The sequence below is a fragment of the Desulfoscipio gibsoniae DSM 7213 genome, from assembly GCF_000233715.2.
Classification (GTDB): Bacteria; Bacillota; Desulfotomaculia; order Desulfotomaculales; family Desulfallaceae; genus Sporotomaculum; species Sporotomaculum gibsoniae.
Genome location: NC_021184.1, coordinates 1,603,528 through 1,618,495, shown reverse-complemented (window position 1 = coordinate 1,618,495; position 14,968 = coordinate 1,603,528). Strand labels below are relative to the sequence as shown.

12 protein-coding genes are annotated in these 14,968 nt (G+C 45.5%); 6 read left to right on the top strand and 6 right to left on the bottom strand.

Annotated features, from left to right (window positions below):
• Nucleotides 1-182: 182 nt before the first annotated feature.
• Nucleotides 183-1,925, bottom strand: coding sequence for a sigma-54-dependent Fis family transcriptional regulator (locus tag DESGI_RS07490; RefSeq protein ID WP_006523927.1), 1,743 nt, complete (start codon nt 1,923-1,925; stop codon nt 183-185).
• 144 nt (nt 1,926-2,069) lie between these two features.
• On the bottom strand, nt 2,070-3,440 hold the full coding sequence (locus DESGI_RS07485; RefSeq protein WP_006523926.1) for an acetyl-CoA hydrolase/transferase family protein: 1,371 nt from the start codon (nt 3,438-3,440) through the stop codon (nt 2,070-2,072).
• Nucleotides 3,441-3,794: 354 nt separating this feature from the next.
• Between DESGI_RS07485 and DESGI_RS07480 the strand changes: the two genes are divergently transcribed.
• Nucleotides 3,795-4,697, top strand: a complete 903-nt coding sequence (locus DESGI_RS07480; protein WP_281168121.1) for a Rossmann-like and DUF2520 domain-containing protein — start codon at nt 3,795-3,797, stop codon at nt 4,695-4,697.
• A gap of 315 nt (nt 4,698-5,012) precedes the next feature.
• Nucleotides 5,013-5,381: a hypothetical protein gene (locus tag DESGI_RS07475; RefSeq protein WP_006523924.1), complete on the top strand. Its 369-nt coding sequence runs from the start codon at nt 5,013-5,015 to the stop codon at nt 5,379-5,381.
• 85 nt (nt 5,382-5,466) lie between these two features.
• Here the strand turns inward: DESGI_RS07475 and DESGI_RS07470 are convergent, their stop codons facing one another.
• Both DESGI_RS07470 and DESGI_RS23720 read right to left on the bottom strand, forming a co-directional pair.
• Nucleotides 5,467-8,739 (bottom strand): DEAD/DEAH box helicase, encoded by a 3,273-nt coding sequence (locus DESGI_RS07470; protein ID WP_006523923.1) that lies wholly within the window; start codon nt 8,737-8,739, stop codon nt 5,467-5,469.
• 342 nt (nt 8,740-9,081) lie between these two features.
• Complete coding sequence (locus DESGI_RS23720; protein ID WP_006523922.1) at nt 9,082-9,249, bottom strand: DUF362 domain-containing protein; 168 nt, start codon at nt 9,247-9,249, stop codon at nt 9,082-9,084.
• Nucleotides 9,250-9,465: 216 nt separating this feature from the next.
• Here DESGI_RS23720 and DESGI_RS07465 point away from each other — a divergent pair, with 216 nt between their 5' ends.
• The 4 genes from DESGI_RS07465 (at nt 9,466) to DESGI_RS07450 (ending at nt 12,380) form a co-directional block, all read left to right on the top strand.
• Nucleotides 9,466-9,648 (top strand): hypothetical protein, encoded by a 183-nt coding sequence (locus DESGI_RS07465; protein ID WP_041284809.1) that lies wholly within the window; start codon nt 9,466-9,468, stop codon nt 9,646-9,648.
• Between the two features lies 1 nt (nt 9,649).
• Nucleotides 9,650-11,128, top strand: coding sequence for a sodium:solute symporter family protein (locus tag DESGI_RS07460; protein WP_006523921.1), 1,479 nt, complete (start codon nt 9,650-9,652; stop codon nt 11,126-11,128).
• 179 nt (nt 11,129-11,307) lie between these two features.
• Nucleotides 11,308-11,553 carry a hypothetical protein gene (locus DESGI_RS07455; RefSeq protein WP_006523920.1) on the top strand — a complete coding sequence of 82 codons (246 nt, stop codon included), beginning with the start codon at nt 11,308-11,310 and terminating at the stop codon, nt 11,551-11,553.
• 143 nt (nt 11,554-11,696) lie between these two features.
• Nucleotides 11,697-12,380: a manganese catalase family protein gene (locus DESGI_RS07450; protein WP_006523919.1), complete on the top strand. Its 684-nt coding sequence runs from the start codon at nt 11,697-11,699 to the stop codon at nt 12,378-12,380.
• Between the two features lie 122 nt (nt 12,381-12,502).
• On the opposite strand, the gene DESGI_RS07445 is transcribed toward DESGI_RS07450, so the two are convergent.
• Nucleotides 12,503-12,760, bottom strand: a complete 258-nt coding sequence (locus tag DESGI_RS07445; protein WP_041284808.1) for an RNA-guided endonuclease InsQ/TnpB family protein — start codon at nt 12,758-12,760, stop codon at nt 12,503-12,505.
• 258 nt (nt 12,761-13,018) lie between these two features.
• The gene (locus DESGI_RS07440) at nt 13,019-14,941 is read right to left on the bottom strand and encodes an aconitate hydratase (protein WP_006523917.1); all 1,923 of its coding nucleotides are present in this window, start codon (nt 14,939-14,941) and stop codon (nt 13,019-13,021) included.
• Nucleotides 14,942-14,968 lie beyond the last annotated feature (27 nt).

Here is a 14,968-nt window from a genome sequence, read left to right as displayed (position 1 = left end):
AATCTTACCTTACCATTCCCTCCCACTGACTGTTTCTCTCAAGGTAAGCATTGACAGCCATGCAAAAAAAAAGCCTACATCACGACTAGCAATTATTACATACTATTGTATTTTTCTCATCTTTAAATGCATAGCTAAATTATGCCCTAAAACTAAACTAACCTCCCCGAAATGGCTATTTATTATATTTTATACCGGTTTAACTTTTTATAAAGCCCAGCCCGAGATATGCCCAGCATAGCGGCCGTCCGGTTTTTATTACCCCCACATGCTTCTAGAGCATTAATAATAGCTTCCCTTTCAACATCCTCTACCAGCTTGGCCAGCCCGCCTTCGCGAATTGTGCCCTTGTACTTTTGATTATTATGCAGATACAGGGGTAGGTGTTCTTTACGGATTATATTACCGTCAATAACATTAAAAGCCCTTTCAACAACATTTTCCAGCTCCCGGACATTACCCGGCCACCGGTAATTTTTCAGCGTTTGAATGACCTCGTTCTCAGCCCCGGTGACCTGAAGCCCAAACACATCATTAAATCGTTCAATGAAATAATCTAAAAGCAGTTCAATGTCTTCTACCCTTCTGCGCAGGGGCGGAATATTCAGAGTGACCACATTAACACGATAGTAAAGATCCTCACGAAATTCCCCATTAACAATCATTTCCTCTAGATTGCGGTTGGTGGCCGCAATTACGCGCACATCAACCTTTCGAGGTTTGGTATCTCCGAGACGTTCAATCTCTTTTTCCTGAAGCACACGCAGCAGTTTGGCCTGCATCATCAAGGGCATATCTCCGATTTCATCCAGGAATATTACCCCCTTATCGGCAAGCTCAAATTTACCCACATGACCGCCTCTTTTGGCTCCGGTGAAAGCCCCTTCCCTATAACCAAATAGTTCTGACTCAAGAAGGCTTTCAGGAATTGCAGCACAGTTTACACGGACAAAAGGCCCACGGTAGCGACCGCTTTCAGTGTAGATGGCATGGGCAAATAACTCCTTGCCTGTGCCGCTTTCTCCCCTTAGCAGCACCGTGGAATGGCTTTGGGCTACCCGTTTGATAGTTTCTTTTAGGGCAATAAACGCTGGGCTTTGTCCAATAATTTGATCGGATGTAAAGCGAGTCCGCTGTGTGCGCCCCAGTTCATCTCTGTAATAGTCCCGCTGACTGCGAAGTTTTTGTATTTTTTTAGACAGCGCGTATAAATCTGATATATTTTTAAAAGCAACGGTACCCAGCGCACCTATAATTTGATTGCCTTTTTTTATTGGCTTCCTATTGGCTATTATCTCTTTGCCATTTAAGGTAGTAACGTATCCGTACTCTGTTTCGCCAGTTTCCATTGCCTGGGCAAATATAGGTTTATCTTTATATACCTTTTTAACATGTAGACCAACCATATCCTCAGCCTTTTGATTGAAGAAACTGGCAAAAGACTGGTTAACCATGGTAATAATATAATTCTTGTCGATGGCAATGATTCCATCGCTTGATAGTTCCAGAACATTAGCCAGAGTTTCCTGGAGTTCGCGTACATTTTCATTTTTAGTAGTCAGTGCGTCAATAACATTTTGAATTTCGGTTACATCCTGAAAGACAGCGACAGCCCCCATAATTTTACCATCAATGATGATCGGGTTGCGATTTGAGAGGTAGGTGACGTCGTTAAGCATAAGCTTGCAGCCCAACTGCGGTTTTCCATCCAACATCACCTCCAAAAGCCCTGTATCAGGAAAAAATTTTTCTACCGAACGTCCTTTGATTAACCGGGTGGGCAAGCCAAGAAATTTCTCAACCTGACGGTTGCAATAAACAATTACACCTCCGCGGTCTACAGCCAAAACTGCATTACTTGATGAATCAATAATGTTTTCCAGGTCTAAAATTACGTTTTTCAGTTTAAGTTTTGCAATTCCCATGTCTAACACCAGACCTTACAGTAATAAGTTTAATATAACTTCGATAAAAAAAGCTAAAAACCTTTCACCGGCAGAAGCAGGAACCTAATTGCGAGCAAAGTATAAGTTGCCTGGCTGTACCAGGCAACTATCTCCTATTTATAGTTAAATAAGATCCATTCTTTGCGCCGCTGCCCGCAGTTCAGAGCGAAAATCAGGATGTGCTATCCCTATCAGCGCCAGCGCCCTTTCCCTGGCTGTTTTCCCACGCAGTTTGGCTACTCCAAATTCAGTGACCACATGGTCCACGTCGTTTTTTGAGCAACTGACTACGGCACCGGGTTGCAATATAGGCACTATTTTGGAAACCGTACCTTTTTTAGCTGTACTATGCAGCGCGATAACCCCCTTGCCACCCGGGGAGCGCAGACATCCCCGGGCAAAATCAGTCTGCCCACCGGTAGCGCTGTACTGCCTAAATCCAATAGTCTCTGAAGCGCACTGGCCTAATAGGTCTATCTCAAGAGTTGCATTTATCGAAACCATTTTATAGTTTTGTCCAATAACATAGGGGTCATTAACATAAGATACCGGATACATCTCCACCAAGGGGTTATCGTTCATAAAGTCATATAGTCTTCTGGTCCCGGCGGCAAAACTGCCGATAATTTTTCCCTGATGAAGAGTTTTTTTGATTCCTGTTACCGCTCCACACTCAACCAGATCCACCATGCCATCTGTCACCATCTCTGTATGTATGCCCAGGTTCTTTTTATTCTGCAGAGCCTCAGCTACCGCATTGGGCATACTGCCTATACCGAGCTGAACGGTGGCACCGTCTTCAACCAACTCTGCTATATAGCCCCCGATAATCCTGTCATTTTCTGTTAAGGCTGGTATAGGAATCTCGGGTATAGGGTTATTATTTTCTACGATATAATCCACCTCCGAGATATGTATAAGACTTTCTCCCCTGGTCCTGGGCATGTTCGGATTGACTTCCAGAATAATAACCTTGGCCTGAGCCGCAGCAGTGCTGGTGTAGTCCACCGAAAGTCCGAAGCTAAAATAACCTCTTTCATCCATAGGAGAAACCGTCCCCATAAAAACGTCAACATTGATATACTCCTGAAATAGCAGCGGATATTCATGAAAGTGCCCCGGCATAAAATCTGCTCGTCCCTCGTTAACGGCCTGTCGGTTAGGACCACTGGTAAACCAGGACACATGGCGGAAACTTCTGGTCATTTGGGGCTTCAGGTAACTTGCTTCTCTTATGGGCAGCATCTGATGCACCTTTACATCTTCAAGTTCATGATGCCGCTTAACCATTGCCTCCAGCAGGGCCGGCGGCTCCCCACAGCCCAGAGGCAGAACAACATTATCACCAGTCTTAATGACTTGCACAGCTTCTTGTTCAGTGACCAATTTGCGCTTATAAAGTTCCCGGAGATTTTTTTGCACCCTGGGATAAAATATTAATTTCTTATTTTCCGAATATGCATATGCCATTTCCTGGGGTAGATACACAGACATACATAATCCTCCTTTGTCATTATAATCAAAAAATTAACTTTATTAATTGCATATGTTATACCAGTTTCAACGCAAATATCATACCTAAAAGCTTCATCACTCTAAAACCCGGTAATCCCGCAGAAAGCCCGTGCCCTCAAAAAAAATGCAAAATACTATAATGGTCTACTTTGTAGACGAGAGAACAAAAAACCCCTCCGGGGTAAGTTCAATCGCATGCGCAGCAGTATGTCTACAAAGTTTACATTGCAAACAAAGTATACTTCTTCGTTAAATAAATAATCCCAACCCCCCCCCCCGAACCCCTGCCAAATCTTGCCCTCCCGGGTAGTTATGTGTTAAAATTCACAGAGTATTGCTAAAAAGAGGAGCGCTATGATGAATAAATTATCTATTGCCATAATCGGGGCTGGTAAAGTAGGCTCGGCCCTGGGCATTTTATTACAACAAAAAGGGTACGCTGTGGCAGCAGTGGCCAGCCGTACCAAAGAATCAGCCCAGCAGTTGAGCCGTCGACTGAATTGCCCTGTATTGAGTAACCAGGAAGCCGCTGCCCGGGCCGAACTGGTTTTTATCACCACTCCCGACCGCAGTATATCTCCCGTGGCTGCAGAAATTGCCAAAGCGGGCGGTTTTCGGCCGGGGCAGGTGGTGACACACACCAGCGGGGCCCATGCCGCTGGTGAATTGCAGGGTGTCCGGGAGGCAGGGGCACTGGCGGTAAGTATTCACCCGCTGCAGTCCTTTGCCGAAGTACGGGCCGCCATGGAAAACCTGCCCGGTTCTTACTTTGCCCTGGAAGGAGATGAAAGCGCCCTCCCCCTGGCCCGGCAGGTGGTTGAGGATTTGAACGGTAAGTGGTTTACCATATCTGCCGCCGACAAGCCGGTTTATCACGCAGCGGCCTGTATAGCATCTAATTATTTAGTATCACTGATGCATTTTGCCACAGGTTTATACGCCAAATTCGGGCTGGGCCCCAAAGAAGCCTTTGAGGCTTTATATCCCCTGGTACAGGGAACGGTGGCGAATATAACCAAGGTAGGCCCCACCGGCGCACTGACTGGACCGGTGGCCCGGGGCGATGCTCCTACCATTGCCGGGCACATGAAAGCTTTTCAGGAACTTGATCCCCAGCTGCGGGAGTTGTACAGCCTGCTGGGGCAATATACAATTAAAGTAGCCCTGGAAAAGGGCAGTATAAACCAGGAGCAAAGCAAGGAGTTAACTCAAATACTCATGCACAAAGGAGTTTAGATGCAGCGAAGGGATTCCTTACACAGGTTAAACAGTGATAAGTATTCACACATACTAAAATACTATATTAGCTCTAACTTACCAGTACACATACCCCAAAGCCTCCTGCTCCTCTGGAGGCTTTGGGGCCAAAAGTAAATAGCAATTGCCAATCGATAATAATAATTTATATTAATTAGTTAATATGTTGACAATATAGCTGTAAAGCAATTATAATGGTAATAAAATTAAAAACGCCATGCTGCTACAAATATGGTTTACAGCACCCTTGTGGTTAAGCTTTGGAATGAAATATAAAATTTGGAGGTGTCGTTAATGATCTGCGCCAAATGCCAGGAAGAAATACCAGCCGGCGATGAAATGCAATTGCATGGCCAAACCCTGTGCGAAGATTGTTTCATTATTGCTGTTGAGCCGCCTAAAACCTGCGACGTGGCCGCGGTGCACAGCGCAGTCACCCACCGCAAACAGCTCGGCCAAACAGGCACCGAGGGGTTAACTGAACTTCAGAAAAACATATATGAGTTCGTCAAAGAAAAAGGCAAAGTCACCCGCCCGGAGATTGCCCAGCATTTTGGTTTAAAAGATTGGGAGCTGGAAAGGAATTTTTCCGTACTGCGACATTGTGAGCTGCTGAAAGGTACTAAGGTTGACAATACCATTTATATCACTATCATGAGTTAACGCTATTTGAACAGGTGACAATACTAAGTGTCTGTAACTTTGCTTATTCAACCATAAAACCCGGGGGAACATCATCCCTCCGGGTTTAAAATATATCAAACAGCTCTCTTACCTCTTGCTCTGTCATTTTGGACAGCATTGTCTCCCCGGGTTTAATCACTGATTCAATCATGGCTTTTTTCTTTTGCTGCAACGCGTATATCTTTTCTTCTATAGTGCCCCTGGTAATCAGGCTAATCACCTGCACCGAGTTTTTTTGACCAATGCGGTAGGCACGGTCGGTGGCCTGTTCTTCCACGGCGGGATTCCACCAGGGGTCATAATGAATAACCATGTCAGCACCCGTTAAATTTAGTCCAGTGCCCCCCGCTTTTAAGGAAATTAAAAAGGCATCTCCTTTACCCCTGTTAAATGCCCGCACCAGTTGCCCCCTTTCTTCTGCATTGGTGGAACCGTCCAGGTAAAAGTATTCTATTTGCTCGTCATCCATTAGCTTGCGAATAATGGCCAGCATACCAACAAACTGTGAAAAAAGCAAAATCCGGTGACCGCTGTTGATAGCGTCTTTCAAAAATTCTCTTAAATAAGTAAGTTTGCCGCTGTCCCCGTTATAATTATCCAGAAAAGTGGCCGGGTGACAGCAAATTTGGCGCAGCCTGGTTAATAACGCCAAAATTTTAATTTGACTTTTCTCAAATCCTCCATTGGATAGCACTGCATTAACCTCTTGCCTGGCCTGGTGCAAATAGGAAATATATATTTTCTTTTGCTCGGCGGTTAAATCAGCCAACACTTTGCTTTCAATCTTAGGCGGTAATTCCTGCAAAACTTCAGTTTTCATTCTTCTTAAAATAAATGGGGCAATTTGTTTCTGCAGTTCCTTAAGCGCCCCTTCGTCTTGATTTTTGATAATCGGCCTCTCATACCTTTTTACAAATTTTTGATGAGTAAGCAGGTAGCCAGGCATGACAAAATCAAAAATTGACCATAACTCCGTTAACCCGTTTTCAATGGGGGTGCCGGTTAAGGCAAAGCGCCCTCTGGCTTTGATAGTTTTCACGGCTTTAGCGTTTATTGAACTGGGATTTTTAATATGCTGCGCCTCATCTAGAAAGCAATATCCAAAATTTAAATCCTCATACAATTCCACATCCCGCCGCAGCAGAGCATATGAGGTAATCACTAGGTCCGCATTTTTAGCCTCTACTATTAAACTTTTCCGTTCCTCTAAATTACCCGAAACCACAACAACATTTAAATCAGGCGCAAATTTGCCGGCCTCATCCTGCCAGTTATAGACCACGGAAGTAGGGGCCACCACCAGTGAGGGCGCCTGCACCCGTTCCCTTTCGGACAAAACAAATGCAATGGTCTGAAAAGTTTTACCCAACCCCATATCATCCGCCAGTATACCGCCCAGGCCATACATAGCCAGCGTTTTAAGCCATTTAAAACCTGTACGCTGGTATTCCCGCAGCACGCCGTTAATACCTCCGGGCAGTTCAAAATCCATATCCTGTGGTTCGCTAATACTTTGCACCAGCCTTTTGAAGGCCTGGTTTCTTTCCACCTGCAGGTTCGATTCCCTTAAACAACAATCAATATATATCGCTCTTGATTTAGGTATGCTGAGTACTTTTTTCTGCAAGTCCCGCCCGGAAATATTCAAAGCATCCAGCATATTGGCTAACTGATACAAATGATTGTCTACGGTATCCAGCGGCAAGAATGAACCGTCTGTCAATCGGTAAAACTTTTTCTTTTCCCGCAGCGACTGAAAAATATGTCCTATTTCATTCATGTCAATGCCATCCAACTGGAAGGTAAAATCCAGCATGTCGCTTTCCTCATTAAGACGCACTCCACCTGTAAAGGCTACCCTATCTCTGACCCGCATATTGCGGAATTTATCACTGTAAAAGACATCGGCCAGTGCTTGTAATTCAGGTAATATATGATAAACAAATGAATATATTTTCTCTTCATCCTTGAGGTACAAACTGCCATTTACAGTCCTGAATTCAGCCTTTTCCAGCAAGTTAAAGATGACCTGCTCATTTTCCGTATCCCGTACCAGTATTTTATCTCCCGTTTGCCAGTCATTGCTACTGGCAAACGGGTTTAATTTTATTTGCCCGTAAATAAAATCAACCCTTGCTGTAACAGCTTCATCTTCCCGATCCAAATAAATTTCAGTTTTTAAGTCGGCTTCATAAAAGCTGTCCTGCACCTTAGGCGAAATTTCCACCTGACCGATTTTTTTAAGCTTCGGCAAAACTTCGGTTAAAAAACGTCCCCTTTGTTGGTCTGATAAACGAATGCCCCCCGGGGATTTATTGAAAGCATTGTTAAACGGTGCAAAATACCTGGCCTGTGTCTGAGAAACTTTGTATATCTTACCGTTATAAAACACATATTCTCCGGTTTTTATTAATGATAGGTACTTTAATTCCTTAAGCTGCAATACAAGCTGGTTGGCTTTTTTATCGAGATAAAACTGTAACGGTAAATCTTGCTCCACAACTTGTATGGATTTGTATTCGCCATCAGGTAGTTTTAAATTAAACTTTTCTGAAACTAGAAGATCAAGTACTCTTTTAGTTGCCGCCTCGGTCAAAATAATTTGTTTGCCGCAAAAGACACTACCATGATTGACTCTTCGGTTTGCATACCACCATGTATTGTCATGGATAGTACTTTCCACTTCATATATTGAGCGTAAAAAATCAATCAGCAACTTGTCCTCAGGCTGGAAGTAATGTCGTGTGGGGTCAAAAGTAAAATTTTTTCCAAAAACAACAGTTGTGCCGTTTTCCATAGCCTCAAATAACTTTTTAATATTTTGTACGACATAAGGTTTATTTTCACCCAGACGCAAAGAAAGGGCGGGAACGGCCTGTGTCCCGCCACCCATTCTTTGAAACGACATTTCCACAGTGACTTCCAAATAGACAGGTATCTGCGCCTGCTCAGACAGTTGATATGCAAAATAATTTAAAATACTTTCCGCCATAGGGTCATTTTGGCTGTTTTTTTTAGTTTTTGTTTTGCCTTTCCCCACGCTGCCGCCAAATCTTCGCTGACAAGCCTTCAACACAGCCACAATATGCTTACAAGCCCCTTCATATTGGTGAAAAGCAGGACAATCACAGAACATATGTATTAATCTACCTGCTGGTGAAAAACACGCCTCAACCTTATATCGGGCACTTCCACGTACAACTGCTGATACACATATATTATCTTTATCTACTTCTAATTCAACTACCCTATTTTCATTGTAGTAAATTAATCCTTTCACAAAAACCCGGCTGTTTGTGGCTAATTCCTCAATTGCAGCATCACTGATATCAAACATTTATCCACCCCGTTTGTGATACGGTATTGCAAATATTTTTACTCATTTCATGATCTTTTTTGACATTAGCTATAGTAATTTTATTATATTAGCCAATCTACTGCCAGCCTTACTGCACAAATATTATTTAATAGTCCGCAGTGTACGGTGTAGGAATATTTGCGACCATGCGTTTTTCATATTTAGGGGTGAGTATTTAATTACATAATTCGACACGTTATCTTAAAGGGAAAATTGCTTATAATATCAAATATTAACGTAAAAAAGTTCTTCATGAACAAGTAACCACCCGGCAAAGCACCGGCGGATCGGTGGTTAAAACACTCATTACTGAGCTCGTGGCTACACAATGATAATAGCATCAAAACTGCAATAGTCCTTGCAAGTACCACATTCAATACAGAAATCCTGGTTGATGCGGTATATAGGATAAGTTTTTTCTATGGCATCAGCCGAACATACTGTTAAACAGGTATCGCAAAAACGACATTTGTCAGTAATTATAAACATAGCATGTAAAGCTCCCATCATTTATTTAATTAAGTAGATTTGCATATGCAAATAATACATTGTGTTTCAATGCTGGTCAAGACACCAAAATACTCCCTGCACCTCCTGGGGCAAAGAAAATAATATGGGTTTTTTAAAGTTGCAATACTATAATTAAAGGATACCTGGCTTGGCTTGTTTTGCTAATTTAAAATTGACTTACGGGAGATGATTTTTTTGCAAAAATCAGTTAAGTGGTGGTTTATTTGGTTTGCTTTTCTAGTATTCTCAGCTTTTTGGGTGCCCTTTAACTTACTCTCTCATCTTTCCACTGTATACGGTGCCTTTCTTTACTGGGGCGTTTTTGCCATTGCGGCTATCATCAGCGTTGGTATAATTGCCGGTAAATGGAGGGATTAGTGTGAACTCATTACATATCTATTTAGCTATTGCATTATATTTTGTCCTGGGCACTGCTGTGGCTCTTTATGCACGCAGAGGCATGGGACCGGGTATAGCGGACTTTTTTTTAGCCAACCGGGCCATTGGGGGCGTAGTTGCCGCCCTTACCTACAGCGCAACTACTTACAGCGCCTTCATGATGGTGGGCCTGGCGGGTTTTGCCTATATCGGGGGCGTTGGGGCCTGGGGATTTGAATTAATTTACTTATCCGGCCTGGTGCTGGTAGCCTTTTTCGGTCCCAGGTTCTGGCTGGCCGGCAAACAGTATAACTATATCACCCCCGCGGAATTGCTGGGGGACCGCTACCAAAGCAAGACATTAAATATTGTAGCCGCACTGGCTTCCATAGTTTTTTTAATTCCCTACAGCGCTGTGCAATTAATTGGTATAGGCACCTTGCTGGAGGGTATGTCGAGGGGAAGCATTCCCTTTTTAGCGGGTCTTGTAATTGCCACCGTTATCGCTACCACCTGGGCCTACACAGGCGGGTTCAAGGCTGTAGCGTGGACAGATTCGGTACAAGCATTACTTATGATCACGGTGGCCACCCTTTCAGTATTTTTCATAGTTTATCGCGGTTTTGGCGGTTTTGGCGGTATGATCAGTATCCTTGAGACTGACTACCCCCAGTGGCTCACTGTCCCGGGGCCGGGATTTTTTAACTTTCAAACATTTATCGGGCTCAGCCTGCCCTGGTTTTTCTTTTCCCTTTCCAACCCGCAAGTCAGCCAGCGCCTGTTTATCCCCCGCTCCCTGACCCACATGCGCACAATGGTTATGGGATTTATGTGTTTCGGATTTATTTACACTCTGATATCTATTTTGTGGGGCTTTTCCGCCCGCATATTAATTCCCGACTTGCCTCAGGGTGATATGGCCACGCCCAGTTTACTGGCCCTGCACATTGTTCCCAACGGCATAGCTCTGCTGGTGATGCTGGGTATTACAGCTGCTGCCATATCAACGGTAAACTCAATTATTTTAACCCTTTCATCAATGGTATCACAGGATATTATCAAGCGCATCAGTCCTGACATTGAAGAAAGCAAGCTGCTGGCGGCAGGAAAAATTTTTATAATATTGTTTTCCCTAGTAGCCTTCCTTTTTGCCACCCTGCGCCTGGGATTGATTGCCGTTCTTTCAGTGGCATCTTCAGCCGGATTGCTGGTTACCGTACCAGCCATAGTGGGTGCTTTTTTCTGGCGCAGAGGCACAGCGCAAGCTGCTATAATCAGTATTCTGGTCGGTGGTACTATTGCTTTTTGGTTCCAATTCGGCAATATCATGCCCCTGGGCTGGTGGCCGGGGATTTGGAGCGGTATTGTATCAACAGCGCTGTTTATTTTTGTAAGCTTGGTCACCAAACCTCCCGCGGCCAAGGCCGATGAATTCATCAGCTATGTCAACAGTGCATTAAAAGAGAAGAACGCTATATAAAAGGGAAGCAAGGGGAAGTAAAGAGGCGATTCTTTTACTTCCCCAGGAGCTTAATCAGGAACTTAATCAGAACGTCAATGACCAGGGGAAGGTTCTCATATTCAACACTTTGCTCCTATGTACACCCCCATGCATATTCACCAAATAATCGTTACACAATAACATGGAGGTGAAAAGCATTGGTAGATAATAAAGGTAATCACAAGGATACCGGGGCAAAGAATACCATACAAGAAAGCCTATTTGGCTTGCAAGGTGATTATATGACTGCGGGGTTGGCTGCCGATTTAGATGAATCCAATTCGCCCCAACTATTGCCGGGCCGCGCCAGACCTCCAAAACCTCTGGATGACCGAAAAAAAGGTGATATAAGTTTAGGAGAGCTATTAAAGGAAGAAGTAGGGGATATAGTGGGTGACGACTGAGCACGGGGACGGTTCCTCTGCTTGCTTCAGGGATTATTGAGCCATAAAACATTATTCAAAGCATCAGCCCGCCCCTACAAAAACGCATACCCACCTCTCCACTTAGGGATACTAACCCAAATGACAAGGAGAGGTGATTTTTTTTGTTTAAACACGACAAGAACCTGCTGGAAATGGTACGTGTTGAGAGGCCCAATCCCCAGTACGCCACCATGCTGCAGGAACAGTTGGGCGGTCCTAACGGTGAATTAAAAGCCGCCCTGCAGTATTTTTCGCAAAGTTTTCGCATCAAAGACCCGGAAATTAAGGATTTATTCCAGGATATAGCCAGCGAAGAACTGAGCCACATGGAAATGGTAGCCACCGCTGTAAATATGTTGAATGGTCACGATATTGATGTCACCGGTACTCAACCTGCCGGTAACATCGAGGCCAATGTATTAACCGGCCTGGCCCCCTACTTGACCAACGGCTCAGGAGTACCATTCACTGCTACTTATGTAAACGTCACAGGCGATCTGCCGGCGGACATATTGTCCAATATTGCCGCTGAGCAGAGGGCCAAGGTGGTTTATGAGTATTTGCACAGGCAGATTAACGACAAACACGTGCGGCAAATGATTGACTTCCTTTTAAACCGCGAAGAGGCCCATAACACCCTTTTCCGGCAAGCCTTCCAAAAAATCCAGGCCAATGGTTCAGACAGAGACTGGGGCGTGGATGAGGATGCCCGATTGTACTTTGACCTGTCCACACCGGGCGTTAATCACTTCAATTTGAACAATCCCCAGGCGCCCAGCTTTCAAAATCCTAATCTAACCCAGTGAAAGCCTCTCCCGCCTATAGAGGCGGGAGCTTCCTGATTCATCGACCATAGCCATACGGGTCTTGCACAATCTCCACAGGCGTAAGTTCGGGTGCTACCAGCCCTACTTAAAACAACAAAAACTTAGCTTGCCCTTTGCAGTATAACCATTGCCGAAACCACGTCCCGGTCGGCAGTTAGCCCACATTCCGGGCACTTGTGTACCCGCACGCTCAAATCTTTCGGTACATGGGCACCGCATACGCAGGTCTGGGATGTACCGCTGGGCGGGACTTTTACGATTGTCTTACCATATTTAAGGCATTTGTATTCCAGGTATTGGACGAACTTACCCCATCCAGCGTCGGCAATACTTTTGCTCAAACGGCGGTTCTTGATCATGTTTTTTTTACACCATATGACCAAAAAAATTGTTGACATTATTTCATAAATGACTTATTATTTTTGTATTAAGACAGGCGTCACAAATTTTTCCTGGCACGCCCTTTATAAGGGCGTTTATTTTTTTGTTCAGCCCTTGTACCTCCAATAGGAAGCGCAAGGGCTGTTCCAGCAAATTAAGTAATTATTTGTAGCTTCAGCCGCTAATCATCTTAAGCAAGCTAGCTGATAAGTCAATGTCTTCCATTAACGCTCCCCTTAAATCTTTTCTTTAACGAATTTAAGCAATCCACCGGCCAGCAAAATTTCTATCTGCCGGTCTGAGAGGCTGTGCTTGACGGGATAAAGCTTATCCCGGGTGACGTTGCGCACTTTAACATTATTGTCGGAAAGGCGCTGCCGGGCATCTTCAATCAGCAGCACATCACCGGGTTCTATATCATCATAATCTTCTTCATTGGCAAATGTAAGGGGCAGTAGCCCGAAGTTAACTAAATTTTGCATGTGAATTCGGGCAAAGGATTTGGCAATTACTGCTTTAATGCCCAGGTACAACGGTGCCAGCGCGGCATGCTCCCGGCTGGAGCCCTGCCCATAATTCAAGCCACCTACGATAATACCGCCGCCTGCATCCAGCGCCCGCTGGGCAAAGGTGGCATCCACCCGCTCAAAGGCATGCATGGATATGGCCGGGATATTGGACCGTAGCGCCAGGATTTTGGCACCGGCGGGCATGATATGGTCGGTGGTGATATTATCCCCCACCTTGAGCAGCACTTCACCCTTAATTTCCCCGGGCAGCGGACTGGCCACGGGCAACGGCTTAATATTGGGTCCCATTACCAGCTCCAATTCCCCACGGTTATCTGGTGGCGCAATGATCATCCGGTCATTCACCGGGAATTTCTCGGGCATAGGTATATCAATGGGCTCCCCCAGATCACGGGGATCGGTAATTTTACCGGTCAGGGCTGCCGCAGCAGCCGCCTCGCAGCTAACCAGGCAAATTTTAGCGTCCACGGTACCGCTGCGCCCTTCAAAGTTGCGGTTGGAAGTGCGCAGGGACATACCTGCGGAACAAGGGGACTGCCCTACGCCCACGCATGGACCACAGGCGCACTCTAAAATTCTGGCCCCCGCAGCCACCAGGTCAGCCAGTGCCCCGTTTTCAGCCAGACTGACCAGCACCTGGCGAGACCCGGGAGCTATTACCAAGCTTACCTGAGGATGCACGGTTTTCCCTTTTAGGATAGCGGCTACCCGCATTAAATCGGTATAAGAAGAGTTGGTGCAACTGCCTATGAACACCTGATCCACTTTCTGGCCTGCTACATCAGCTATTTTTACTACATTATCCGGCATATGCGGCAGGGCAATCAGCGGTTCCAACTCGTCCAGCTGGATATCAATAACCTCGTCGTACTGGGCATCCGGGTCGGGCAGCAGTTCTACAAAATCACCGGCCCTGTCCTGTGCCGCCAGAAACCTGGCGGTAACGTCGTCACTGGGAAAAATTGACGATGTAGCCCCCAACTCCGCACCCATGTTGGTGATGGTGGCCCTTTCAGGAACGCTCAGGTAGGCTATCCCTGACCCGGTATACTCCATTACCTTACCCACCCCACCTTTAACAGTGAGCCGCCGCAGTACTTCTAATATAATATCCTTGGCCGCCACCCAGGGGGCCGGTTTACCGTGCAGCCGTATATTGACCACCTGAGGCATTTTAACGTAAAAAGGATACCCTGCCATGGCAGTAGCCACGTCCAGCCCGCCGGCCCCAATAGCCAGCATACCCAGACCACCGCTTGTAGGGGTATGGCTGTCAGAGCCCAACAATGTTTTGCCAGGCACACCGAAACGCTCCAGGTGTACCTGGTGGCAAATGCCGTTGCCCATACGGGAGAATTTTACACCGAATTTGGCCGCAGCGCTTTGTAAAAACCTGTGATCATCCGCGTTTTCAAAACCAACCTGCAAGGTGTTGTGATCCACATAACTAACGGAGAGCTCCGTCCGAACAGAAGGAATGCCGATAGCCTCGAATTCAAGATATGCCATGGTACCCGTGGCATCCTGGGTGAGGGTCTGGTCTATCCTCAGCGCAATCTCTTTGCCCGGCGTCATCTCACCCTCTACCAGGTGAGATGCAATAATTTTCCTGGTTATATTCTGGCCCATTTTGCCCACTCCCTTTCTTATATCGCC